At 70.3% G+C, this 23,577-nt stretch carries 21 protein-coding genes and 1 rRNA gene; 11 read left to right on the top strand and 11 right to left on the bottom strand.

Annotated elements, in window-relative coordinates; genetic code table 11:
- Positions 1 to 208: 208 nt before the first annotated feature.
- Together FHS34_RS15255 and FHS34_RS15250 are read left to right on the top strand one after the other, a co-directional pair.
- On the top strand, positions 209 to 829 hold the full coding sequence (locus FHS34_RS15255) for a DUF47 domain-containing protein (RefSeq protein WP_184965389.1): 621 nt from the start codon (positions 209 to 211) through the stop codon (positions 827 to 829).
- Between the two features lie 7 nt (positions 830 to 836).
- Positions 837 to 1,835: an inorganic phosphate transporter gene (locus tag FHS34_RS15250; RefSeq protein WP_184965387.1), complete on the top strand. Its 999-nt coding sequence runs from the start codon at positions 837 to 839 to the stop codon at positions 1,833 to 1,835.
- A gap of 345 nt (positions 1,836 to 2,180) precedes the next feature.
- Here the strand turns inward: FHS34_RS15250 and pstB are convergent, their stop codons facing one another.
- From pstB to pstS, 4 genes are all read right to left on the bottom strand, one after another.
- On the bottom strand, positions 2,181 to 2,957 hold the full coding sequence (gene pstB / locus FHS34_RS15245; protein WP_184965385.1) for a phosphate ABC transporter ATP-binding protein PstB: 777 nt from the start codon (positions 2,955 to 2,957) through the stop codon (positions 2,181 to 2,183).
- 75 nt (positions 2,958 to 3,032) lie between these two features.
- On the bottom strand, positions 3,033 to 4,094 hold the full coding sequence (gene pstA / locus FHS34_RS15240; RefSeq protein ID WP_184965383.1) for a phosphate ABC transporter permease PstA: 1,062 nt from the start codon (positions 4,092 to 4,094) through the stop codon (positions 3,033 to 3,035).
- Positions 4,091 to 5,098 carry a phosphate ABC transporter permease subunit PstC gene (gene pstC, locus FHS34_RS15235; RefSeq protein ID WP_184965381.1) on the bottom strand — a complete coding sequence of 336 codons (1,008 nt, stop codon included), beginning with the start codon at positions 5,096 to 5,098 and terminating at the stop codon, positions 4,091 to 4,093. The genes pstA and pstC overlap by 4 nt, the downstream gene beginning before the upstream one ends.
- 116 nt (positions 5,099 to 5,214) lie before the next feature.
- The gene (pstS, locus tag FHS34_RS15230; RefSeq protein WP_184965378.1) at positions 5,215 to 6,345 is read right to left on the bottom strand and encodes a phosphate ABC transporter substrate-binding protein PstS; all 1,131 of its coding nucleotides are present in this window, start codon (positions 6,343 to 6,345) and stop codon (positions 5,215 to 5,217) included.
- Between the two features lie 320 nt (positions 6,346 to 6,665).
- Between pstS and FHS34_RS15225 the strand changes: the two genes are divergently transcribed.
- Positions 6,666 to 8,234, top strand: a complete 1,569-nt coding sequence (locus tag FHS34_RS15225; protein WP_184965377.1) for an FAD-binding oxidoreductase — start codon at positions 6,666 to 6,668, stop codon at positions 8,232 to 8,234.
- Positions 8,235 to 8,431: 197 nt separating this feature from the next.
- On the opposite strand, the gene FHS34_RS15220 is transcribed toward FHS34_RS15225, so the two are convergent.
- From FHS34_RS15220 to FHS34_RS15200, 5 genes are all read right to left on the bottom strand, one after another.
- Positions 8,432 to 9,136 carry a phosphatase PAP2 family protein gene (locus tag FHS34_RS15220; protein ID WP_184965375.1) on the bottom strand — a complete coding sequence of 235 codons (705 nt, stop codon included), beginning with the start codon at positions 9,134 to 9,136 and terminating at the stop codon, positions 8,432 to 8,434.
- A gap of 230 nt (positions 9,137 to 9,366) precedes the next feature.
- Positions 9,367 to 10,368 carry a C40 family peptidase gene (locus FHS34_RS15215; protein WP_184965373.1) on the bottom strand — a complete coding sequence of 334 codons (1,002 nt, stop codon included), beginning with the start codon at positions 10,366 to 10,368 and terminating at the stop codon, positions 9,367 to 9,369.
- Positions 10,369 to 10,424: 56 nt separating this feature from the next.
- Positions 10,425 to 12,116, bottom strand: a complete 1,692-nt coding sequence (locus tag FHS34_RS15210) for a serine/threonine-protein kinase (RefSeq protein WP_184965372.1) — start codon at positions 12,114 to 12,116, stop codon at positions 10,425 to 10,427.
- Between the two features lie 53 nt (positions 12,117 to 12,169).
- Positions 12,170 to 12,967 (bottom strand): trypsin-like serine peptidase, encoded by a 798-nt coding sequence (locus FHS34_RS15205; protein ID WP_184965370.1) that lies wholly within the window; start codon positions 12,965 to 12,967, stop codon positions 12,170 to 12,172.
- 126 nt (positions 12,968 to 13,093) lie between these two features.
- Complete coding sequence (locus FHS34_RS15200; protein WP_184965368.1) at positions 13,094 to 14,017, bottom strand: oxidoreductase; 924 nt, start codon at positions 14,015 to 14,017, stop codon at positions 13,094 to 13,096.
- Between the two features lie 89 nt (positions 14,018 to 14,106).
- On the opposite strand from FHS34_RS15200, the gene FHS34_RS15195 reads away from it, so the two are divergent.
- From FHS34_RS15195 to FHS34_RS15165, 7 genes are all read left to right on the top strand, one after another.
- Complete coding sequence (locus FHS34_RS15195) at positions 14,107 to 14,712, top strand: TetR/AcrR family transcriptional regulator (protein ID WP_184965366.1); 606 nt, start codon at positions 14,107 to 14,109, stop codon at positions 14,710 to 14,712.
- Between the two features lie 312 nt (positions 14,713 to 15,024).
- On the top strand, positions 15,025 to 15,333 hold the full coding sequence (locus FHS34_RS15190) for a DUF8827 family protein (RefSeq protein WP_014673544.1): 309 nt from the start codon (positions 15,025 to 15,027) through the stop codon (positions 15,331 to 15,333).
- Positions 15,334 to 15,504: 171 nt separating this feature from the next.
- A complete protein-coding gene (locus FHS34_RS15185) occupies positions 15,505 to 16,335 on the top strand; it encodes a DUF8175 domain-containg protein (RefSeq protein ID WP_184965364.1) in 831 nt (276 codons plus the stop codon).
- Positions 16,325 to 17,644 carry a hypothetical protein gene (locus FHS34_RS15180; RefSeq protein WP_184965362.1) on the top strand — a complete coding sequence of 440 codons (1,320 nt, stop codon included), beginning with the start codon at positions 16,325 to 16,327 and terminating at the stop codon, positions 17,642 to 17,644. Before FHS34_RS15185 ends, FHS34_RS15180 begins: the two co-directional genes overlap by 11 nt.
- Entirely contained in the window at positions 17,641 to 19,197 is a 1,557-nt protein-coding gene (locus tag FHS34_RS15175; RefSeq protein ID WP_184965360.1) for an SCO6880 family protein, read from the top strand. The genes FHS34_RS15180 and FHS34_RS15175 overlap by 4 nt, the downstream gene beginning before the upstream one ends.
- A gap of 14 nt (positions 19,198 to 19,211) precedes the next feature.
- Positions 19,212 to 20,624 carry an ATP-binding protein gene (locus FHS34_RS15170; RefSeq protein ID WP_184965358.1) on the top strand — a complete coding sequence of 471 codons (1,413 nt, stop codon included), beginning with the start codon at positions 19,212 to 19,214 and terminating at the stop codon, positions 20,622 to 20,624.
- Positions 20,625 to 20,636: 12 nt separating this feature from the next.
- On the top strand, positions 20,637 to 22,184 hold the full coding sequence (locus FHS34_RS15165; RefSeq protein WP_184965356.1) for a type IV secretory system conjugative DNA transfer family protein: 1,548 nt from the start codon (positions 20,637 to 20,639) through the stop codon (positions 22,182 to 22,184).
- Here FHS34_RS15165 and FHS34_RS15160 read toward each other — a convergent pair.
- Positions 22,181 to 22,747, bottom strand: coding sequence for a GNAT family N-acetyltransferase (locus FHS34_RS15160; protein ID WP_184965354.1), 567 nt, complete (start codon positions 22,745 to 22,747; stop codon positions 22,181 to 22,183). The genes FHS34_RS15165 and FHS34_RS15160 overlap by 4 nt on opposite strands.
- An 83-nt stretch (positions 22,748 to 22,830) precedes the next feature.
- Here FHS34_RS15160 and FHS34_RS15155 point away from each other — a divergent pair, with 83 nt between their 5' ends.
- Positions 22,831 to 23,379, top strand: a complete 549-nt coding sequence (locus FHS34_RS15155) for a cysteine hydrolase family protein (protein ID WP_184965352.1) — start codon at positions 22,831 to 22,833, stop codon at positions 23,377 to 23,379.
- Between the two features lie 105 nt (positions 23,380 to 23,484).
- Here the strand turns inward: FHS34_RS15155 and rrf are convergent.
- Positions 23,485 to 23,577: ribosomal RNA gene (rrf, locus tag FHS34_RS15150) — 5S ribosomal RNA — on the bottom strand; the annotation flags it as partial.

Below are 23,577 nucleotides of genomic sequence, written 5' to 3'. Positions count from 1 at the left end.
CTCCGTCTCGGGGCGAGCTGCGGACAAAAGGGATCCATACCCCTACTGGGTATATGGTAACGAACTTTGCGGGGTAAGGAGCCCTTGGTACGCCCCCGTGCTGATCACTCTGCCCGATGGGCGACACTGGGATGCGGCCCGATAGCCGTGGCCGGATGATGCGCCTAGCATCAGCCTGACCGAAACCGAAGCACCCCGAGGACCCCACGTGCGCTTTCGTCTGACCCCCAGGGAGACGAGCTTCTACGACATGTTCGCCGCGTCCGCGGACAACATCGTCACCGGCTCGAAACTCCTGATGGAACTGCTCGGGGCGGACGCGTCTGCCCGGGCCGAGATCGCAGAGCGTATGCGGGCCGCGGAACACGCAGGTGACGACGCCACGCACGCGATCTTCCACCAGCTGAACTCCTCGTTCATCACGCCGTTCGACCGCGAGGACATCTACGCCCTCGCCGGTTCCCTGGACGACATCATGGACTTCATGGAGGAAGCCGTCGACCTGGTCGTCCTCTACAACGTCGAGGAACTCCCCAAGGGCGTCGAGCAGCAGATCGAGGTCCTGGCCCGGGCGGCCGAGCTCACGGCGGAGGCCATGCCGAACCTCCGCACGCTGGACAACCTCACCGAGTACTGGATCGAGGTCAACCGGCTGGAGAACCAGGCCGACCAGATCCACCGCAAGCTGCTCGCCCACCTCTTCAACGGCAAGTACGACGCGATCGAGGTGCTGAAGCTCAAGCAGATCGTGGACGTCCTGGAAGAGGCGGCGGACGCGTTCGAGCACGTGGCGAACACGGTGGAGACCATCGCCGTCAAGGAGTCCTGAGGCGTCGATGGACACCTTCGCTCTGATCGTGACCATCGCGGTCGCGCTCTTCTTCACGTACACGAACGGTTTCCACGACTCGGCGAACGCGATCGCGACGTCGGTGTCGACGCGGGCGCTGACCCCGCGGGCGGCCCTCGCCATGGCCGCGGTGATGAACCTCGCCGGCGCCTTCCTGGGTTCCGGGGTCGCCAAGACGGTCAGTGAGGGCCTGATCGAGACGCCGAAGGGCTCCACGGGGATGGGCATCCTCTTCGCGGCGCTGATCGGTGCGATCGTGTGGAACCTCGCCACCTGGTACTTCGGCCTGCCGTCCTCCTCCTCGCACGCCCTGTTCGGCGGCATGGTGGGCGCGGCGCTGGCGGGCGGTACGGACGTGCTGTGGAACGGCGTCCTGAACAAGATCGTCATTCCGATGTTCCTGTCCCCGATCGTCGGCCTGGTCGTCGGTTACCTGGTCATGACGGCGATCATGTGGCTGTTCCGCCGGTCCAACCCGCACAAGGCCAAGCGTGGCTTCCGTATCGCCCAGACCGTCTCGGCCGCGGGCATGGCCCTCGGCCACGGCCTCCAGGACGCCCAGAAGACGATGGGTGTCGTGGTGCTGGCACTGGTCATTTCCGGCCATGAGACGTTCGGCGACCCGATCCCGGTCTGGGTGAAGATCGTCTGCGCGGTGATGCTGTCCCTGGGCACGTACGCCGGCGGCTGGCGGATCATGCGCACGCTGGGCCGCAAGATCATCGAGCTCGATCCGCCGCAGGGGTTCGCCGCGGAGGCGACGGGCGCGTCGATCATGTTCACGACCGCGTTCATCTTCAAGGCGCCGATCTCCACGACCCATGTCATCACCTCGGCGATCATGGGTGTGGGCGCGACGAAGCGGGTCAACGCCGTCCGCTGGGGCGTGGCCAAGAACATCGTCCTGGGCTGGTTCATCACGATGCCGGCGGCCGGGCTGGTCGCCGCACTGGCCTTCGGAGTGGTCAAACTGGTCGCCCTCTGACCCCCTCCACCACCCCGCCCCTCCACCCTCCCGGCCGGCCGGGAGGGTGGACGCGTATCCGGACCCCCCACGCCGCCAGGACCGCGGTGGTCCGGGCCGTCGTCCACACAGTGTGTGCTCTCGGCCGGCCGAGTCCGGCGGGCGGGCGAGGAACCACCCCGAAGCCGAGCGCGACGGGTCCCTGAGGGCCTGGGAACGCAACGAGTCCGCCCCCGGGTGCCGGGGAACGCAACGGGCCCGCCCCCGGGAGCCAGGGGCGGGCCCTTTTGCATCCTCGCGGTGGCACCGCCATGCAGCACCGCGAGGGGTCCATCCGCGCCGCCCCGGCCGGGGCGGCGGCGTCTGTCAGCCGAAGCGCCCGGAGATGTAGTCCTCCGTGGCCTGGACCGACGGGTTCGAGAAGATCCGCTCGGTGTCGTCGATCTCGATCAGGCGGCCCGGCTGGCCCACCGCGGCCAGGTTGAAGAACGCCGTACGGTCCGACACACGCGCGGCCTGCTGCATGTTGTGCGTCACGATGACGATCGTGAACCGCTCCTTCAGCTCACCGATCAGGTCCTCGATGGCGAGCGTGGAGATCGGGTCCAGGGCCGAGCAGGGCTCGTCCATGAGCAGGACCTTCGGCTCGACCGCGATCGCCCGGGCTATGCACAGACGCTGCTGCTGACCACCCGAGAGGCCGGAGCCCGGCTTGTTCAGACGGTCCTTGACCTCGTTCCAGAGGTTCGCGCCCCTGAGCGACTTCTCGACGATGTCGCTCAGCTCGCTCTTGCGGTAGTTGCCGTTCAGCCGCAGGCCCGCCGCCACATTGTCGAAGATCGACATCGTGGGGAACGGGTTCGGGCGCTGGAAGACCATGCCCACCTCGCGGCGGACGGACACCGGGTCGACACCGGTGCCGTACAGGTCCTCGTCGTCCAGCAGCACCTTGCCCTCGACGCGGCCGCCGGGGGTGACCTCGTGCATACGGTTCAGCGTGCGCAGGAACGTCGACTTGCCGCAGCCGGAGGGACCGATGAACGCCGTCACCGAGCGCGGCTCGACGGTCATCGAGATGTCTTCGATCGCCTTGTGGGAGCCGTAGTAGGCGGTGAGTCCGCTTACGTCGATTCGCTTGGCCATGTCTACTTCACTTCCAGAAAAATCAAGCTCGGTCGCTGAGGGGGCCGCCGCGCGGCCGTAGCCGCTAATCGATGCTTAGCGACCGGTCTTGGGGGCCTTCCAGCGGGCGATCCCGCGAGCCACCAGGTTGAGGATCATCACGAAGGCGATCAGCGTGAGCGACGCCGCCCACGCGCGGTCGTACGCCGCACCCGAGCCCGCGCTGTTGGCGAACTGCTGGTAGATGTACAGCGGCAGCGAGGCCTGCGCGCCCTCGAAGGGGTTGTTGTTGATGAACGGGTTGCCGAACACCAGCAGCAGCACCGGCGCGGTCTCACCGGCGATACGCGCGACCGCCAGCATGATGCCGGTGGTGATGCCGCCGATGGAGGTCGGCAGGACCACCTTCAGGATGGTCCGCCACTTCGGCACACCGAGTGCCAGGGATGCCTCGCGCAGCTCGTTCGGGACGAGCTTGAGCATCTCCTCGGTGGAGCGGACGACCACCGGCATCATCAGGATGGCCAGGGCCAGCGACCCGGCGAAGCCGAAGGGCTGCATCTCGAAGATGAGCATCAGGCTGAGGATGAACAGACCCGCGACGATCGACGGGATGCCCGTCATCACGTCGACGAAGAACGTGACGGCCTTGGCGAGCTTGCCCCGGCCGTACTCGACCAGGTAGATCGCGGTGAGCACGCCGATCGGGGCGCCGATGAGGGTGGCGAGGCCGACCTGCTCCAGGCTGCCGATGATGGCGTGGTAGATGCCGCCGCCGGGCTCGGTGTCGGCGACGATGCCCATCGAGTGGGTCAGGAAGTGGATGTCGAGGACCTTCACGCCGCGCGCGACGGTCACCCAGATCAGGGAGACCAGCGGGATCACGGCGAGCAGGAAGGCGACCCAGACGAGGCTGGTCGCGACGCGGTCCTTGGCCTGGCGGCGGCCCTCGACGCGCGCGGCGACGCCGTAGGTGCCCAGGATGAACAGGAGGGCGGCGATCAGGGCCCACTGGATCTTGCTGTCCAGGCCGGCGGCCGCGCTGATGCCGAGGCCCAGGGCGATGGAGCCCGCGGCGATCGCCCACGGCGTCCACTTGGGCAGGCTGGCGGCGCGCAGGGTGCTGGGGCGCTTGTCGGTGACGGCTGCGGTGCTCATGCGTTGGCCCCCGAGTACTCCGCGCGGCGGGCGATGATGAGCCGGGCCGCGCCGTTGACCACCAGGGTGATCACGAACAGGATGAGACCGGAGGCGATGAGCGCGTCACGGCCGAACTCGTTCGCCTCGCTGAACTTGCTGGCGATGTTCTGGGCGAAGGTGCCGCCGCCCGGGTTGAGCAGGCTGGCCTGGATGTCGAACGACGGGGAGAGGACGGTGGCCACGGCCATCGTCTCGCCGAGCGCGCGGCCGAGGCCGAGCATGGAGGCGGAGATCACGCCGGAGCGGCCGAACGGCAGCACGGACATGCGGATGACCTCCCAGCGCGTGGCGCCGAGGGCCAGGGCCGCCTCCTCGTGCATCTGCGGGACCTGGCGGAAGACCTCGCGGCTCACGTTGGTGATGATCGGCAGGATCATGATCGCGAGCAGGATGCCGACGGTCAGCATCGAGCGCGGCGCGCCCTCCTCCCAGGAGAAGAGCCCGGTCCAGCCGAAAAAGTCGTTGAGCCAGCCGAAGAGGCCGTTCATGTGCGGCACGAGGACGAGCGCGCCCCAGAGGCCGTACACGATGGACGGCACGGCGGCGAGCAGGTCGATCACGTAGGCGACCGGGCCGGACATGCGGCGCGGTGCGTAGTGCGTGATGAACAGCGCGATCGCGACCGCGACCGGGACCGCGAGGGCCATGGCGACGACCGAGGAGACGATCGTGCCGAAGGCCAGCACCGCGATGCCGAAGGTCGGCGGCTGGACGTTGGTGTTCCACTCGAAGGTGGTCAGGAAGTTGCCGTGGTCCTTGCCGATGGCGATGGCGGCGCGGTAGGTGAGGAAGCCCGCGATCGCGGCCATGATCACCAGCAGCAGGATGCCCGAGCCACGGGACAGGCCGAGGAAGATGCGGTCACCGGGGCGGGTCGCGCCGCGGGCGTCGCGCTTCCGCTCGGCCGGCTTGTGCTGGGGCGGAGTGGGGGGAGAGGCGTCTGTTGTCGTCGATATGTCCATCGGGATCTCCGGTCTGCGGAGCCGTACACCCGTGAGGGGGTCCGGCTCGTGGCGGCGGTGCACCGGACGGTGCGGCCCGGTGTCGTGAAGAAACCGGGCCGCACTTACGGATCAGGTCAGCTCAGGCCGTCGACGGTCGTGCGGACCTTGGCGATGATCTCCTCGGGCACGGGCGCGTAGCCGATGCTCGGGAGGATCTTCTGGCCGTCCTCGCTGGCGATGTAGCGCAGGAAGGCCTTGGTGGCGGGCAGCGTGTCGGCCTTGTTGCCCTTGTCGCAGACGATCTCGTAGGTGACCAGGGTGATCGGGTAGGCGCCCTCGGCCTTGGTCTTGTAGTCCAGCTTGAGGGAGAGGTCCTTGCCGGTGCCGACGACCTTCGCGGCGGCGATGTCGGCGGTGGCGCTCTCGGAGCTGGGGGCGACCGGCTTGCTGGCACCCGTGTCGATGGAGACGGCCTTGATGCCGTCCTTGACGTAGGACAGCTCGAAGTAGCCGATGGCGCCGGAGGTCTGCTTCACCTGCTGGGCCACGCCCGCGGACTGCGGAGCGGACTGGCCGCCCTTGGCCTGCCAGGCCTTGCCGCCCTCGTACTTCCAGTTGTCCGGGGTGGTGGCGATCAGGTACTTGGTGAAGTTGTCCGTGGTGCCGGACTCGTCCGAGCGGTGGAAGGCCTGGATCTTCAGGTCGGGAAGCTTCACGCCCTTGTTCAGCGCGGCGATCGCCGGGTCGTTCCACTTGGTGATCTTGCTGTCGAAGATCTTGGCGAGCGTCGGGGCGTCCAGGACCAGGTTGTCGACACCCGGGACGTTGTAACCGATGGCGATCGGGCCGCCGACCATGGGCAGGTCGATGCCCTGGCCGCCGGAGCAGATCTTCTTGGAGGTGGCGACCTCTTCGGGCTTCAGCGCCGAGTCGGAGCCGGCGAAGGCGACCTGCCCCTGCGTGAACGCGGTGACACCGGCGCCGGAGCCGCCGCCCTTGTAGTTGATCTGCACCTTGCAGGCCTGGGAGAACTGCTTGACCCAGGCGTCGATCGCGTTCTTCTGCGCGGAGGAGCCGTCTGCGAGCAGCTGACCCTTGGCGTCGTCGCACTTGATCGATCCGGCGGCGGCGGTGGACGGGTTGCCCGACGCGTTGCCGTCGCCGCCGTTGTCGTCGGAGCCGCACGCCGTCAGAGCCAGGGCGCCGGTGACGGCGACAGCACCGAGGGAGAGGGCGCGCAGCCGGTTCTTGCGCTGAAGCATCACTTTCGGGAGTTCCTTCCAGGAGCCGCCGCTGTCGGCGGCGCGCGAGGGTAAGTGGTGCCGGAGCCCGTCCAAGGCCGCACTCCGCACCGTGCACGGCCGAAATTAGGCAGGACAGGTGAAGCGGCCGATGGCCATAAATGAACGGAGGGTGAACCCCTGCCGTCGGCCTGGTTAGGTCACGGAATGCTCACGGGGAGAACACATGGAGGGTCCGACGAGCGGGTTGCCTGCACATGCATTCGACGTTCTCACCCGTTCGGCGGAACCTCTTCGCGCGGGCCGCCGTCTCGTTCCACGAGAGCCGAGGAAAGGCGACGGACATGGAACGGCGTACGTTCATCTCGGGCGGCGCGGCCGCCCTGGCGACCACCGCGCTGACCGCGTGCAGTGCGGGCGGAGACTCTTCCGCCCCGGCGGCGCACACCGGTACGCCGTCGCGCTCATCCTCTCTTGCCTCCCTGAAGACCACCAGCGCAAGCGCCGCCGCGAACTGGGCGGCCCTCGCCCGTGACCTGGACGGCACCCTGGTGCGGCCCGGCGACGCCTCCTGGAAGACGGCCCACCAGCTGTACAACACCCGCTTCGACGGCCTGAGGCCGGCCGCGGTGGCCTACGTCGCGCACCCCGCCGACATCCGTACGACGCTGGCCTACGCCCACGCGCACCGGATCAAGGTGTCGATACGCAACGGCGGCCACTCCTACGCGGGCTACTCCTCCGGCGACAACCGGCTGATCGTCGACGTGTCCCGGCTGAACCGGATCCGGGTCAGCGGCGGCCAGGCCGTCGTCGGCGCCGGCGCCAAGCTGATCGACGTCTACCGCGGACTGGCCGCGAAGGGCGTGACCATACCCGCCGGCTCCTGCCCCACGGTCGGCGTCTCCGGTCTGGTCCTCGGCGGCGGCCACGGCGTCGCCTCCCGCGCCTACGGACTGACCTGCGACAGCCTCACCCAGGCCACCCTGATCACCGCGGACGGCACCCAGGTCACCGCCGACGCCACCCACCACTCCGACCTGTTCTGGGCGCTGCGCGGCGCCGGCAACGGCAACTTCGGCGTGGTTACCGAGCTGCACTTCAAGACCCACACCGCTCCCCAGGCCGTGACCGCCTATATGACGTGGCCCTGGTCCAAGGCCGCCAAGGTGCTCAAGGCCTGGCAGGAGTGGGGACCGAGCCAGCCCGACGAGATCTGGTCCTCCCTGCACCTGTCCTGCTCCCCCGGCCGCACCCCGGCCATCTCCGTGTCCTGCTTCTCCCTCGGCACCTACGGCGAACTCCAGAACGCCGTGGACCGCCTGGCCCACCTGGCCGGCGCGAACGCCGCCTCCGTCTCCCTGCGGCGCCGGGGCTACGAGGACGCGATGGAGATCTACGCCGGCTGCTCCTCCTTCTCCACCGACGCCCAGTGCCATCTGCCCGGCTCCACGCCGGGCCGCTCCCCGCAGGGCAAGCTGGACCGGGAGACGTACGCGGCCCGCTCCGACTTCTTCGACCGCTCGCTGTCCGCGGCGGGCATCCAGACCGTCCTGAAGCAGATCGCCGCGGTGCGCGGCGGCGCGGGCAGCATCGCGTTCACCGCGCTCGGCGGCGCGGTCAACCGGGTCTCCCCGACCGCGACCGCGTTCGTGCACCGCCGCTCCCGGATGCTGACCCAGTACATCGCCTCCTGGGGCGCGGGCGGCTCCGGCGGCACCGCCCAGTCCTGGCTGACCGCGGCCCACGACGCGATGAAGCCGTACGCCTCGGGCGCCGCCTACCAGAACTACACCGACCCGACGCTGAAGGACTGGAAGAAGGCGTACTACGGGGACGCGGCGGCCCGGCTGGCCAAGGTGAAGAAGGCCTACGACCCGCAGCGCTTCTTCTCCGCCGCGCAAGGTCTGTAGCGGCCGGACCACAGCGGCGCGACCGCTGCCCGGGGGAGCCGCGGGGGCCCGCCCCACTCCCCCACCGGGTTCCAGTCGTCCGTGGCGTTCATGTCGTACGGCGCCATGGCCACGGCCACCGCGTCGGCACCCGGCGGGGCGGGGTGGGCGGCAGGCACACCGTGGCGAAGAACCTGCTCACGCGGCGGAGCGTACGGTCACGCCGCCAGGTCGCGCTCCTCGGATTCCAGCGGCTTGCGGGCGCTGGGCAGCAGGGTGTCCCGGCCGCTTCCGGCGGCCGGCCGGCGCCGGACGAGCCGGCCCGCCCTCGGTGACCGCTCCACGGCCCGCATCAGCGGGGTGAGCAGGGCCGTGGCCGGCGGGGACAGCAGCAGGACGACCGCCGTACCGAGGGCGAAGCCGCCGACGACGTCCGTCGGGTAGTGCACGCCCATGTAGACCCGGCAGAAGCCCTCCAGCAGGGCCAGGCCGATACCGGCGAGACCGAAGCGGCGGTCGGCCACGAAGAGCCCGACCCCGAGCGCCATCGTGATCGTCGCGTGGTCGCTGACGAAGGAGAAGTCGGTCTTGCCGTCGACGAGGACGTCCAGGCCCCGGTGGTCCACGAAGGGTCGGGGGCGCTCCACGAAACCGCGTATCGGGACGTTCACGAGCACCGCGAGGCCGGCCGCGAGCGGGGCCCAGACCAGCGCGGCCACCGAGGGCGCCGCGTCCTCTCCGCCCCGGCGCCGCACCGACCACCAGCACCACAGGACGAGCAGCGCCATGGCGAGCAACAGCCCGTATTCACCGATGAATTCCATGACCCGGTCGAACCAGCCGGGGGCGTCCTTGGCCAGGCCGTTGATGTCGTAGAGCAGGTCGACGTCGGGGTTCGATCCGGATTCGGCGAGTACAGCCATGGTGCTGCGGCCCCTTCGTCGTTCGTCCGGACGCACCGGGTGTGCGTCGCTCCTGCCCCCCGTGGTTCGTAGATCCGCTTCCGCTGCACTGCCGTACTGACGTCCGCTCGGCTACGTCAACAGGAACGCACGGGCACCATCAATACGTTCCACTCTCCACTGAATGATCACGCAGACGTTATCGAAGAGAGACTCGTCCTTGCAGCTCAGGGGGTGACTTCACGCTCTGTTCACACGGTCGTGGGGAGCGCTTTCGCGCCATCCTCGGTCACCCGGGTGGCGCCGAAGTAGTCGGGGGTGTCGACCGGGTCGAAGCGGATCACCGCGCCGGTGCGCGGAGCGTCGATCATGTAACCGCCGCCGACGTAGATGCCCACGTGCCGGATGGCCCGGGAGTCGGTGAGGTTGTCCGAGAAGAACACCAGGTCACCGGGGAGCAACTGGTCCCGCGAGGGGTGCGGTCCCGCGTTGTACTGGTCGTTGGCGACCCGGGGCAGCGTGATGCCGACCTTGTCGTACGCGGCCTTGGTCAGACCCGAGCAGTCGAAGCGCCCGCCCTGGTCGGCCGTCCCGTTGCCGCCCCACAGGTAGGGCGTGCCGAGCCGGCTCTGCGCGAAGGAGATGGCACCGGCGGCCTGCCGGGTGGGGTCGATCCTGGTGACCGGCGCGGCGAAGCTCTTCTCCAGACTGCGGATCCGCTGCACGTAGTTCTGCGTCTCGCTGATGGCCGGGACCCCACCGGCCCTGATGACGCGGTAGGCACCGGCGTTGTAGGCGGCGAGCATGTTGTCGGAGACGTTGCCCGGCACGTCCTTCACGTACTTCGCCAACTCGCAGTCGTACGAGGCGGCCGAGGGGATCGCGTCGTCCGGGTCCCAGATGTCGCGCTTGCCGTCACCGTCGCCGTCGATGCCGTGGGTCGCCCAGGTGCTGGGGATGAACTGCGCGATACCGCGGGCGTCGGCCGGGCTGACGACGGTCGGGTTCCAGCCGCTCTCCTGGTACAGCTGGGCGGCGAGCAGCGCCGGGCTCAGCGCCGGGCACAGATTGCCCCATTGCTGCACGAGCTGCTTGTAGGCGGCCGGCACGGCCCCCTTGGCCAGCCCCCGGCCGCCCGAGGTCACCCCGTTGACCAGGTTCCCGGCCACGATGTAGACGCCGACGACGAGCAGCATGACGAAGCCCGTGCCGAGCGCGACAGCCGCCCCACCGAACACCCATACCTTCCGCACGGTTCAACTTTCCCCCATGCCGAGCGGATCCAGGACCCCTTTCGCGTGATGTGGCGTCATTTCACGGTGAAGCCCGCGCACATGATGCTGCGGTAGTCGCCGGGCGTGCGGATGTGATGCCACTGCACGGTCCAGTCGCCCGGGTCGTTGGTGAGCGGGACGGCGGGGTACGGCCTGCCCCTCACCCACTGCCGGAAGTCGTCCGGGTAGGTGACGTACTTCCAGTCCCCCTGGTCGGCACCGCCGTAGAGGTCGAGGGGCTTGCTGGTGTAGCCCGAGCTCACGTCGGCCGTCAGCAGTCCGGCGACGGGCCTGCCGGTGTCGGGGTCGATGTCGTGCGGCGGCTTGACGCTCACCGTCACGTAGTACGGCTCGTTCTTCCCGAAGGCGTACTTGTCGCGGAAGCCGATCTTCACCTTGTGGTGGAGCGAGAGGACGCCTGCCTGGTCGTCCGGGTCGTCGGGGTTCTCGACCGCCATCATGAAACCGTCGGAACCCCGTTCCTCGGCGGGCACTTGGCACTGCCCCGCCGCCGCGTCGAACAGCGTCCGGTCGAGCTTCATCTCCGCGTAGGCCGGGACACCCGTTCCGCCCGCCGGGGACGAAGCCGTGGCGCCCGGGCCGGACGCCGTGCGCTTCGGACCCGACGACACCCGGCCCTGCGCACCGCTCCGCGCGGTGTCCGCACCGTCGCCCCGCTGGGCGAGCACCACCACCGCTCCGGCCGCGACCCCCACCGCGAGCCCCGCCGCCACGGCCACCGCCCAACGCCCGCCCCGGGCCCGGTTCGCCGGCTGCACCGCCGGGGCCGGTACGTGGCCGGAACCGCCGTACGACGCGGGGCCCACCGTCGGCAGGGCATGCAGCCCGGCCGGTGGCGGCGGCACCTGCGGCACGGCCTCGCCCAGGGTGCCCAGTCCGGCGTAGTGCGGGTCCTCCACCAGCGCGGTCCGCACCCCGCAGCGCGCGATCACCTCGGCGAGCCCCGGTCTGGCGGCGGGGTCCTTCGCCGCGCACGCCTCGATCAGTGCCGCCAGCTCCGGCTCCACCCCCGCCACGTCGACCGGCTCGTGAACGGCGCGGTAACCGACCCCGGACGGGTCTCCGGCGCCGAAGGGCGCCCGGCCGGTCGCTGCGAAGGCGAGGGTGGCGCCGAGCGCGAAGACGTCCGCCGGCGGACCGACCTCGTTGCGCAGCAGCACCTCGGGCGCGGTGTATCCGGGCGTGCCGGGCGCACGCCCGGTGTCGGTGAGTGCGGCGTGGCCCGCGCCCCGGGCGATCCCGAAGTCGATGAGCTGCGGCCCCTGGGCGGCGAGGATGACGTTCTGCGGCTTCAGGTCCCGGTGGGTGACACCGTGCGCGTGCACGGCGGCGAGCCCTTCGGCGAGCGCCGCGCACAGCCCGCGGCAGGTCTCGGCGGGCAGCGGCCCGCGCCGTGTGACGGCACCGGCGAGGGTGGGCCCGGCGACGTACTCGGTGGCCAGCCAGTAGGGCGCGGCGTCCAGCGAGGCGTCGATCAGATTGGCCGTGTACGCGCTCCGGACCGTGGCGGCGGTCTCCACCTCGCGCCGGAAGCGTGCCAGCGCCTCGGGGTGGTCCGTGATCTCGTCGCGGATCACCTTGATGGCGACGAGCCGCCCGCCCGGCGAACGGCCGAGGTAGACCTGCCCCATCCCGCCCGCGCCGAGTCGGGCGAGAAGTGCGTGCGTACCTATGTGCGGGGGGTCCTGAGGCTTGAGTGCGTCCACGGGACAGACCCTGCCACACAGATCACGAACCCGTCCCGGACGTTCATGCCCCGTCAGGAACCGGCCGTGGCCTCCCGGTACAGCGTCTCCGCCCTGCCGCCGAGCACCACGCTGTAGGAGATGTCGGCCGTGGCGCCGCCCCTCTCGTGGCCGCCGAGGACGCCGACCACCTGGTCGTCGCCGTTGACCCAGGGGCTGCCGCTGGTGCCGCTGGTGAACGCCGGGCAGGCGATGCGCTGTTGGGTGGCGCTGTGCACGGCGGGCCGGCTGGTGCAGGTGATGGGCGCCTCGCCGGACTCGGGATAGCCGGTGACCGTCACCGCGGTGGCACCGGTGTCGGTACCGGTCGTGAACCGGTTGGCCCCGACCACGTCCTCCAGCCGCCGGCCGTCCCGGTCGGCGACGGTGAAGAAGGCGAGGTCGCTGTCCTCGTCCTCGTCCTCGGTCCACCCGTCGGCCAGGAACCGCCGCGTCACCTCCCACATCCCGTACGGCGCCCGCCCGTCCCGGTACCCCGGCGCGTACACCAGGTCCAGGTCGTCGTCGCTCACGCAGTGCGCCGCGGTGACGACGAGGTCGCCCCGCGGGCTGTGCACCACCGACGCGGTGCAGAAGTGGCCGCCGACCGGCCCGCCCGCCCCGTCCGCCACGAACAGCGTGCCGACCCGGTCACCGGGCCGGGCGGGAGAGGCGTGGGCGGTGCGGGTGGTGACGGTACGGGTGGTGCCGGCGGCGTGGGACCCCCGCCGGTCGTCGGCCGTGGCCACGGAGACCGAGGTCAGCGCGAGCAGCGCCACGGCTCCGAGCAGTGCGGGCCGTGCGGTCGGCGAGATGCGTGGGGCGCGCTTCATCACGCCCCATCTCTTTCCCGCGAACCTGAGAATCGCGCATCGGGTTGCCTGAGATTTTTCTATGAGACGTTTTTTCCACGGCTCGGTGCCCGGCCGTCCGATGACCTCCGGCAGGCACGCGCCGCGTCACCGCACCGGCGCCGCGATCCCCCACTCCACGCCCGTCAGCTCCTCGGACAGCGTCCACAGCCGCCGGGCCGCCGCCGGATCGCTCGCCGCCGCGCTGCGGCCGACCAGGGTCGGGGCGCCGCGCATCTCGGCCGGGCCGTCCGGGCCGACGTAGGCCGCACCGGGCAGGTCCTGGGTCGCCGCGTAGAGGGTGGGCAGGGCGCCCGCCTTGTCGTCCTGGGCGAGGAACCTGTTGCCGACCGCCATCAGGGCCCGGGCCAAGGGGTTCGCGGCGTGGCTCTGGAGGTTGGTGGAGGCGTAGCCGGGGTGGGCCGCGAGAGCGCGGACGCCCGAGCCGGCCTCGGTCAGCCGGCGCTGGAGCTCCAGGGTGAACAGCAGGTTGGCCAGCTTGGACTGGGCGTAGGCGCGGATGGGGGCGTAGTTGCGGCGCAGGTTCACGTCGTCGAAGTGGATCACCTTGTCGCCCATGCGGTGCGCGCCGGAGGACACGGTCACCACGCGGTCGGTGACATACGGGAGCAGCAGGTTGGTCAGGGCGAAGTGCCCGAGGTGGTTGGTGCCGAACTGCATCTCGAAGCCCTGCGCGGTCCGCCGCTCCGGCAGCATCATGACGCCGGCGTTGTTGATCAGCAGATCCAGCGGGCGGTCCCAGCCGGCGGCGAACTCGCGGACCGAGTCGAGATCCGCCAGGTCCAGCCGGCGCACCTCGGTGCTGCCGCTCACCCGTGCCGCCGCGGCGCCGCCCCGGGCGAGGTCCCGTACGGCGAACACCACATGTGCCCCGGCCCCGGCCAGCGCCCGGGCGGCGGCGAGGCCGATGCCGCTGTTGGCACCGGTGACCACGGCCGTACGGCCGGTCAGATCAGGGAGGTGGGTCGCGTTCCATGTGCGCGCACCGCGCGCTTCGCTCGTGTCAGCCATACCCACAATGTAGGCAACGACAACAATGCTGTCAACGACAACAATGCTGGCGCCGCCAACAAAGATGCCACCGTCAACATCGAGATACGATGGTCCTCATGCCCACGAGCCGCCCCTACCACCACGGAGACCTGCGCGCCGCCCTGCTGCGGAGCGCCGAACGCACCCTGCGTGAGAAGGGGTCCGGCGCGCTCTCCCTGCGCGAACTGGCCCGGGACATCGGCGTGAGCCATGCCGCTCCGGGCCGCCACTTCAAGGACAAGCAGGCCCTGCTGGACGCCCTGGCGCTCGACGGGTACGAGCGCATGAACCATGCCCTGGCCACCGCCGCCGACCACCCGGACCAGACCTTCGAGGAACGGGTGACCGCCCTCGCGCGCGCCTACCTCGGCTTCGCCGTCGACAACCCCGAGCTCCTGGAGCTGATGTTCGCGCGCAAGCACGACCCGGACAGCTCCGCCCAGCTCGCGGCCGCCGTCGACCGCTCCCTCGGCTCCTTCACCCGGATGATCGCGGACGGCCAGGAGCGCGGCGAGATCGTCCAGGGCGACCCCGAACGCATCACCACCGTCGCCGCCGCGAGCCTGCACGGCCTGGCCGCCCTCATCGCCGGCTGCGCGCTCGACGCGCAGGAGACCCTGGCCGGCCTCGACGGGCACGTCCACCTGCTGCTGCACGGCCTGCGCCCACGCTGAGCCACACCGTCCGCCGCCCCTCGGCACCCGTGAGAACATCAACGCGACGCCTCACCCGACCGGCCGTCAGAAACCGTGCCAGGTCGTGAAGAAGGACAACGACGGAACCACACGACAGGTTCCGGTCGGACCTCATTGCCCGGCGTGACCTGCCGTGATACACAGAGTGACCGTACGTGCCATGCGTACGAAACCCGCCAGTCAATGACGTCAAGTCGACATACGTTGGCGGCGTTGTCGGCGACAATGAGGCCTGACCTCTGCACACCGCAGGGGCACTCGCGGAACTACCCACCAGGGGCGGTGACTTACATGCTCTTTGCGGCCGACAAGGGAGACATCAACACCATCATCGGCGGGATCGCTCCGGACTGGGGCCCCTTCGGCAGCCTGGGCAACGAGGCCAAGGTGATGATCGAGGTGGTCATGGCCGTCGCCATCCTCCTCTGCCTCGGCATCGCGGTATGGGGCGCGGCGAAGCAGCGCATCGGCGCCACGGCCCTCCGGGACACCTTCAGCGCGGAACAGGGCAAGGGCCTGATCATCGCCGGCCTCACCGGGGTCTTCATCATCGGCTCCCTCGGCACACTGTTCACGATCGTGTACGGCATGGCGGTGTAGCCCCACCGCTTCCGGGCACGCCCGGCCGCGGCTGTCCCCTCCACCCCACCCACCCGTCGTGCCCACCGGCTGAGGTTGCGTTTCCCTGATGTCGAGTCACCACACCGCGCCCGCGCGGGAACCAGCACGGCTACCGTCGTATGTCTACGAGGTGGAGGGGGCGTACGCGGCATGAGTCCCGGAGACGAGCAGGGCTACAGCGACTACGCGGAGACGGGCCACACCCGGACCCGCCTCCCGGAGACCGACCCCTACGGCGGCGCCCCCCGCCGCCCCCACCGCTCCTCCTCCAGAAGCCTGGTGACGGTCGTCGGCGTGGTCGTCCTCCTCATCGCCGCCATCGCCTTCGCCAACCGGGGGGGCGGTTCGTCCGCGGACGAGGCGTCGCCGAAGAACGACCAGCCGAGGACCTCGACCACCGCGGCAAGCGGGACCAAGCCGGTGGAAACAAAGTCCGCCAACATCCCCACAGGCTTCGCCCACACACCCCAGGGAGCCCAGAGCGCAGCGGCAAACTACGCGGTGGCACTGGGGTCGGCGGACATGTTCAACACCGCGTGGCGGCACCAGATCGTGAACACGGTCTACACCCCGGATGCGGCCGCCGCCAAGCAGTCGGCCATGGACAGTGCCTACTCCAACGAGAAGTTCCTCGCCAACATCGGCTTGGCCAAAGGCGGCACAGCCCCGAACGGCCAGACCTTCGTCTCCCGGGTCATCCCCGTCGGCACCAAAGTCACCTCCGCGGGCGCGGACGGCACAACGGTCGAGGTCTGGTACACCTCGCTGTTCGGCCTCTCTGGCGAAGCCTCCAAGAATCCGGTGACCGAGAGCTGGTACACCACCACGTACAAGCTGCAGTGGGTCGACGGCGACTGGAAGATCACCGACTTCCAGCAGAAGGACGGTCCGGTCCCCGTAGGCCGTGATCAGACGGCATCCACCGCTGACGACATGACGAAGGCTGTCGAGGGGTACGGAGGGTTCACGTATGCGCGCTAACCACCGCGTCCTCAGGATCACGGCTGTTCTGGGAGCCGCGCAGACGCTCCCGTTCCTGCTGGCGGCCCACGCTTTTGCGGCGCCCACTCCTACTCCCTCGAAGAGCAGCGACCCCTGTGCACTGATCCGCGATGCCGCCAAGGAATTCTGCGAGAAGGACAACGGCTCCAAGGGCTCCACCGGCTCGCCCAACGCCCCCCTCACCGACACCCTCGATCCCCTCTCCTCGCTTGCCAAGGGATGTGCGGACGCCGCTTCGTGGACCGTGGGCAAGCTCAGTGACGCCGTGAAGGAGACCGCCAGTGTCGACTTCACCAATCAGGCGTTTTTGAAGCAGTACGCGATCGTCTTCGCCGCGTCCACCATCCTGACCCTCCTGCTGTGGCTGCTCGCCGTCGCCAAGCGGGCCGTGCGGGGCGTGCCGCTGACCACCGCCATCTCCGAAGCCGTCGGCTTCCTCTGGCTCACCGTGCTCGCCTCCGCCTTCACCCCGCTCATCCTCTACACCGTCGTATCGGCGACGGACGGAGTGACGGACGTCCTCGCGAAGGCCACCGGCGACCAGGCCGACACCTTCTTCGGCACCTTCTCCGGCGCCCTGAACAAGGGCACCGACATCGGCGGCGGCCCCATCATGCTGATCGTCGTCTCCCTGGTCAGCATCCTCGCCGCCGGCGTCCTGTGGCTGGAGCTCGTCATCAGGGCCGCGCTCCTCTACGTCGGCGCCCTCCTCGGCACCGTCGTCTACGCCGGCCTCGTCGACAAGAACCTGTGGGGCCACGTACGCCGCTGGGCCGGCATCATGATCGCCGTCATCCTGGTCAAGCCCGTCATCGTCATCGTCCTCGGCCTCGCCGGCGCGCTCTCCGGCGGCAACGGCCCCGACGCCTTCTCCGCCGTCGTCTCCGGCCTCGCCATCATCCTGCTGGCCATCTTCGCCAGCGCGATGATCTACCGCTTCGTCCCCGGCTTCGGCGACGAGATCGCCAGCGGCCGCAACAACCGCATCATGCAGGGCGCCGAGGGCAAGGCCGCCGCCGTCATCAGCTCCCCCGCCAGCCTCGTCGCCCAGGGCATCAAGACCCACAGCACCCGCGCCGACAGCAACGGAGGCGGCCAAGGCGGCAGCACCCCCCGCCCGGCCAACCCCGTCACCGGCGGCGTCGCCGCCCACAGCAGCCGTACCCCCACCGGTGGCACCGGCGGAGCCGTCCCCTCCGCCACGCCCGCGCCCCGCGCGTCCAGCCCGGTCAACACCCCGCACGCCAGCAACGCCCGCAACAACCGCTCGGGAGGTGAAGGGCGTTGACGACCGAGTCCCACCTGTCCCATCCGGTCACGCCCCGCCGTACGTATCTCATCGGCCGCGCCCGGCCGAACGCGATCGTCGGCCGGAACCGCGAATCCGGCGAGATCGCGCTGATCATCGCCGGCGCGTTCCTCGGCATGATGTGCGGCCTGCTCGTACCGGTCCTGTCCCTGCGGATCGTGCTGCTGACGGGCTTCCCGCTGCTCGCGCTCATGGCCGTCTACGTGCCGTACAAGCGCCGCACCTTCTACAAGTGGTTCGAGATCAACCGCAGCTACAAGCGGACCCTCAAAACCGGCTCCGTCTACCGGTCCGGCGCCGCGGAGGCCGGCACCCGGCTCGACGGGCGGGAGATCGAGGTCGGGCCACCGCCCGGCATCGGCCGGATCACCTGGCTCGCCGCGCCCTTCGGACCGGACGAGATCGCCGTACTCCTGCACGCCGACCGCAAGACGGTCACGGCCGCCATCGAGATCGAGGGCCCCGGCGTCGGCCTGCGCGACTCCGAGGACCAGGAGGCCCTGGTCGACCGCTTCGGCACCCTGCTCAAGCACGTCGCCAACGGGGACGGCTTCGTCACCCGGCTGCAGATGCTCGCCAGGACCCTGCCCGCCGACCCGGACGCGCACGCCAAGGACGTCGCCCTGCGCGGCAACGACCGCTCCCTGGACTGGCTCCAGCAGTCCTACGACCAGCTGCAGTCCATGGTGTCCACCAGCAGCGAGCAGCACCGCGCCTATCTCGTCGCCTGCATGCACTACAACCGCGAACTGGCCGCCGAGGCACACGCCATGGCCCGCGCCGCCCGCGCCCACGGCGCCAAGGCCGACCGGGACGCCGGGCTCGCCGTCGTCATGGCCCGTGAGCTGACCGACATCTGCTCGCGGCTCCAGGAGGCCGACATCCGGGTCCGGCAGCCGCTCGGCCAAGGGCGGCTGGCCTCCCTCATCCACTCCATGTACGACCCGGACCACCCCATCGACCACATCCAGGCAATGACCCAGCGCAACGCCTGGCCGGCCGAGCTGGACGCCATGGAGCCCACCTACCTCCAGGCCAAGACCCGGGAGTCCCGCACCCGCGCGCCCTGGTGCCACTCCACGGCCTGGGTGAAGGAATGGCCCATGACCCCGGTCGGCGTGAACTTCCTCGCCCCGCTCCTCGTCCACACCCCCGACGTCATCCGCACGGTCGCGGTCACGATGGACCTCGAACCCACCGAGGTCGCCATCGAGCGGATGCTGACCGAGAAGACCAACGACGAGGCCGAGGCGTCCCGCGCCGCCAAGATGAACCGCACCGTCGACCCCCGCGACATCGCCGCCCACAACCGCCTCGACCAGCGGGGCGAGGACCTCGCCAGCGGCGCGGCGGGCGTCAACCTCGTCGGCTACATCACCGTCTCCTCCCGCTCCCCGGAGGCCCTGGCCCGCGACAAGCGCACGATAAGAGCCTCCGCCGGCAAGTCGTACCTCAAGCTGGAGTGGTGCGACCGAGAGCACCACCGCGCCTTCGTGAACACACTTCCCTTCGCCACCGGCATCCGAAGGTAGGGGCTGATTCACCGATGCGGGATCCGCTGTCCGTCCTCACCGAGGCCTTCACCTCCTTCCTCTTCGGGAAGGTCGAGACGACCCGGCTGCCGGTGCGCACCTCCACGGGCCAGGCCCAGGCCGTCTACCTGCCCACGGCCGCGCCCGGCCTCGGTGACTCCGGCGTCATCATCGGCCGCGAGGTGTACTCCGGAAAGGGCTACATCTACGACCCCTTCCAGCTCTACGGCCAGCAGCTCCCGGCCCCCCACTGGCTGGTCCTCGGCGAGTCCGGCAACGGCAAGTCGGCGCTGGAGAAGACGTACGTCCTGCGCCAGCTGCGGTTCAGGGACCGCCAGGTCGTCGTCCTGGACGCGCAGGGCGAGGACGGCGTCGGCGAGTGGAACCTCATCGCGCAGGAGCTGGGGATAACTCCCATCCGGCTGGACCCGACGGCCGCCCTGGACCACGGGATCCGGCTCAACCCCCTGGATCCGGCGATCACCACCACCGGCCAGCTCGCGCTGCTGCGGACCATCATCGAGGTCGCGATGGGCCACGGCCTGGACGAACGCTCCGGCTTCGCCCTGAAGGTCGCGCACTCGTACGTCAACGAGACCATCGTCGACCGCCAGCCCGTCCTGACCGACATCGTCGAGCAACTACGGCACCCCGAACCGGAGTCGGCCGAGGCGATGAACGTCGCCATAGACGACGTACGGGCCTGGGGCCTGGACGTCGCCCTGGTGCTCGACCGGCTCGTCGACGGTGACCTGCGCGGCATGTTCGACGGCCCGACCACGGTCGGCATCGACCTCGACGCGCCCCTCATCGTCTTCGACCTGTCCCACATCGACCGCAACTCCATCGCCATGCCCATCCTCATGGCGATCGTCGGCGTGTGGCTGGAGCACACCTGGATCCGCCCCGACCGGAAGAAGCGCATCTTCCTGGTCGAGGAGGCCTGGCACATCATCAACAGCCCCTTCGTCGCCCAGCTGTTCCAGCGGCTGCTGAAGTTCGGGCGCCGGCTGGGCCTGTCCTTCGTGGCGGTCGTCCACCACCTGTCCGACGTGGTCGACGGGGCCGCGGCGAAGGAGGCGGCGGCGATCCTGAAGATGGCGTCGACCAGGACGATCTACGCCCAGAAGGCGGACGAGGCCAGAGCGACGGGCCGGGTGCTCGGCCTGCCCAGGTGGGCCGTGGAGATCATCCCCACCCTCACCCCCGGCATCGCCGTCTGGGACGTCAACGGCAACGTCCAGGTGGTCAAACACCTGATCACGGAGACGGAACGGCCACTGGTCTTCACCGACCGCGCGATGACCGAGTCCTCCAGCGACCTGACGGCCGACGACGCCCTGCACGCGGCCGAGCTGGAGGCCGAGCAGCGGGCCGCGGCCTTCGTGGAACAGCACCTGGGCGACTCCGAGTCGACGGTGGCGTAAGGGGAGCGCAGGGTGAGACCGGACGATCGCCGTGACAGCCGCCGGGAGAGCCGGGGCGGCATCCCCGACGGCCTGCTGATCGGCAGCCTCGCGTTCCTCCTCGGCATGACCGTCCTGGTGTGGACCGCCACGGGCCTCGCCGCCTGGTTCGCCCAGGGCGCCTGGCCCGACGGCGTCTCCTTCACCCGCACCCCCCTGGCCATGCGCCATCTCATCGGCCGGCCGCACGACATCACCGGCGCCTGGCCGGACACCCCACCGGCTCAGCTCTCCGGCTGGGGCCTGTTCTGGGGCCTGCTCATCGGCCAGCTGATGCTCCTCCTCGTCCTCACCGTGTTCGCCATGGGCACGGTGGCCCGCTGGCGCGCGGGCAGGACCCGCCGGTCCGCCACCGGCACCGCGGGGCAGCACGCACCCACGGCGCCCCCCTACGAGGCTCGGCGGGCCTCCGGCGACACCGCGGACCCGCACACACCCCCGGAGCCCCGCCACGAGGTGCCGGCGCCCCGCTCCGAGCCGCAGCCGCCCGCGCCCGCGCCCGCGCCCGCGCTCGCGCCGGAAACGATCGCGCACGTACCCCCTCCCGCCCCCTCACCCGAGGGGGAACGAACGCATGGCCGGGAAACCGACCGGGCCGACGGCCCGGTGCTCTACGCGCCGCCCGCGGCCCGCCGGACGACCGCGGCCCAGGCCATCCGGGACGCGTCCGGCCCCACGCTCGTGGTGACGTCGGACCCGGACCTGTGGGCGGAGACGAAGGACGCCAAGGCCAAACTGGGCCCCGTCCTCCTCTACGACCCGACCCACCGCTGCGACACCCCGGCCCGTCTCCACTGGTCCCCCACCGCCGGCTGCGAGGACAGACAGACGGCACTGCACCGGGCGACGGCACTGCTCGCCCCCGTACGGCCCACCGCCAGGATCGACCAGGCGGTGGCGGACACGGCGGTCACCCTCCTGCGCAGCTACCTCCACGCCGCCGCCCTCGAGAACCGCACCATCCGCCACGTCCACCGCTGGGCGCAGGGCACCCAGATCCAGGACGCCGTCCGCACCCTGCGTACGCACCCCAAGGCCGCGCCCGGCGCCGCCGGCGAGCTGGAGGCCGCGCTCACCGCGCACCCGGAACGCCGGGACATCGCCCAGGAGCTCACGAGCAGGGCGCTGTCGGCGCTGTTCACGGTCAACGTCCGCGAGTCCTGCACACCGAACCGAACTGATGCGCTGGCCCTGGATTCCTTCGTCCACGAAGGGGGCAGCCTCTATGCGGTCGGTGAATCCATCGAGGACCCCAGGAGCAATCCGGGCGCGATGCCCCTCCTGACGGCCCTCGTCTCCAGCGTGGTCGAGCGCGGCCGGCGCATGGCCGAACGGTCATCCTCCGGTCGGCTCGACCCACCACTCACCCTGGTCCTGGACGACATCGCGGCCGTGGCGCCGTTCCCCGAGCTGCCGGACCTGCTCGCCACCGGAACGGGCCAGGGCCTGCCCACGCTCGCCCTGCTCCGCTCCCGCGAACAGGCCCGCTCCCGCTGGCCGCACCAGGAGCTGCCGGTCTAGGACCGCCGCTCCAGGACGAACTCCAGCTCGGTCTCCTCCTCGTTCTTCGAGAACGACACGACACGGCCACTGGGCTCGAACCCGAACCTCCGGTACGCCCCCTGGGCGCGCGCGTTCTCCTGGTGGACGAACAGCCGCACCCGCTCGGCCCGTTGCTCCCACGCCCACCGCACGCCGGCCTCGAACAGCGCCCCGATCAGGCCGTTCCCCCGGTGCTCGGGCCGCACGAAGACGCCGACCACGTGCCCCTGGCGCCGGTCGACGGGGTCGCCGGCCCAGTCCTTGGTGCCGGCTTCCTCGACGAGCACGGTCAGCGTGCCGGCCCAGGTTCCGTCCGGCGTCTCGGCGATGATCTGCCGAGCCGCGGCGGAGCCCTCGCCCGACCCGGTCGCCCGGTCCTGCCAGAACGCGTCCGTCCTGGCCGCGGCCTCCTCGTACGTCTCCAGGAAGGCGAGGTGCGCCACCGGGTCGCGCAGTGCGTCGAGGCGCAACTGCCGCACCGCGGCCCACTCGTCGGGTCGTATCGCTCGGACGACGTACGCGTCACTGATGGGGGTGCTCATGGAGCTACGGTAGCCAGGTCACGCAGCCCGCTCATCCGAGAATCGGGCGGCTGGTGTCCGTGCCGGGTCCTAGGGTGTGCCCCATGACCACGATTCCCGATCGCCCCCGCACCGCCGTCCTCGTCATCGACGTCCAGAACGGCGTCGTGGACGGAGCGCACAACCGCGACGATGTCATCGCGAACATCAACACCCTGATCGACAAGGCCCGGACGGCGGACGTGCCGGTGGTGTGGGTGCAGCACTCGGACGACGAGCTGGAACACGGCTCCGAGAGCTGGCAGTACGTTCCGGATCTGGTCCGACGGGACGGCGAGCCCCTGGTCCACAAGAGCTACACCGACTCCTTCGAGGAGACCGACCTGGAGTCGGTGCTGGCCGAGCACAAGGTGGGCCGGCTCATCGTGGCGGGCGCGCAGACGGACGCGTGCATCCGCTCGACCCTGCACGGAGCCATCGTCCGCGGGTACGACGCGACGCTGGTCGCCGACGCTCACACCACGGAGGACCTGGGCAAGTACGGTGCTCCCGCTCCGGAGCAGGTGATCGCCCACACCAATCTCTACTGGGAGCGGCACGGAGCGCCCGGCCGGCGGGGCGGGACCGTGAACACCGCGGACGTCACCTTCTGACCCCGTGACGGGCTCTTCCGACCTCGGAAGGGCCTTGCTGGCCCGGAATCGGCCCTGAACGCAGAAAACCCCCGCACCTGAGGTGCGGGGGTTTTCCCAAAGATTGTTCGGCGGCGTCCTACTCTCCCACAGGGTCCCCCCTGCAGTACCATCGGCGCTGTGAGGCTTAGCTTCCGGGTTCGGAATGTAACCGGGCGT

It is taken from the genome of Streptomyces echinatus (assembly GCF_014203595.1).
In the GTDB taxonomy this organism is placed as follows: domain Bacteria; phylum Actinomycetota; class Actinomycetes; order Streptomycetales; family Streptomycetaceae; genus Streptomyces; species Streptomyces echinatus.
This window is presented reverse-complemented; position numbering and strand designations above follow the sequence as displayed.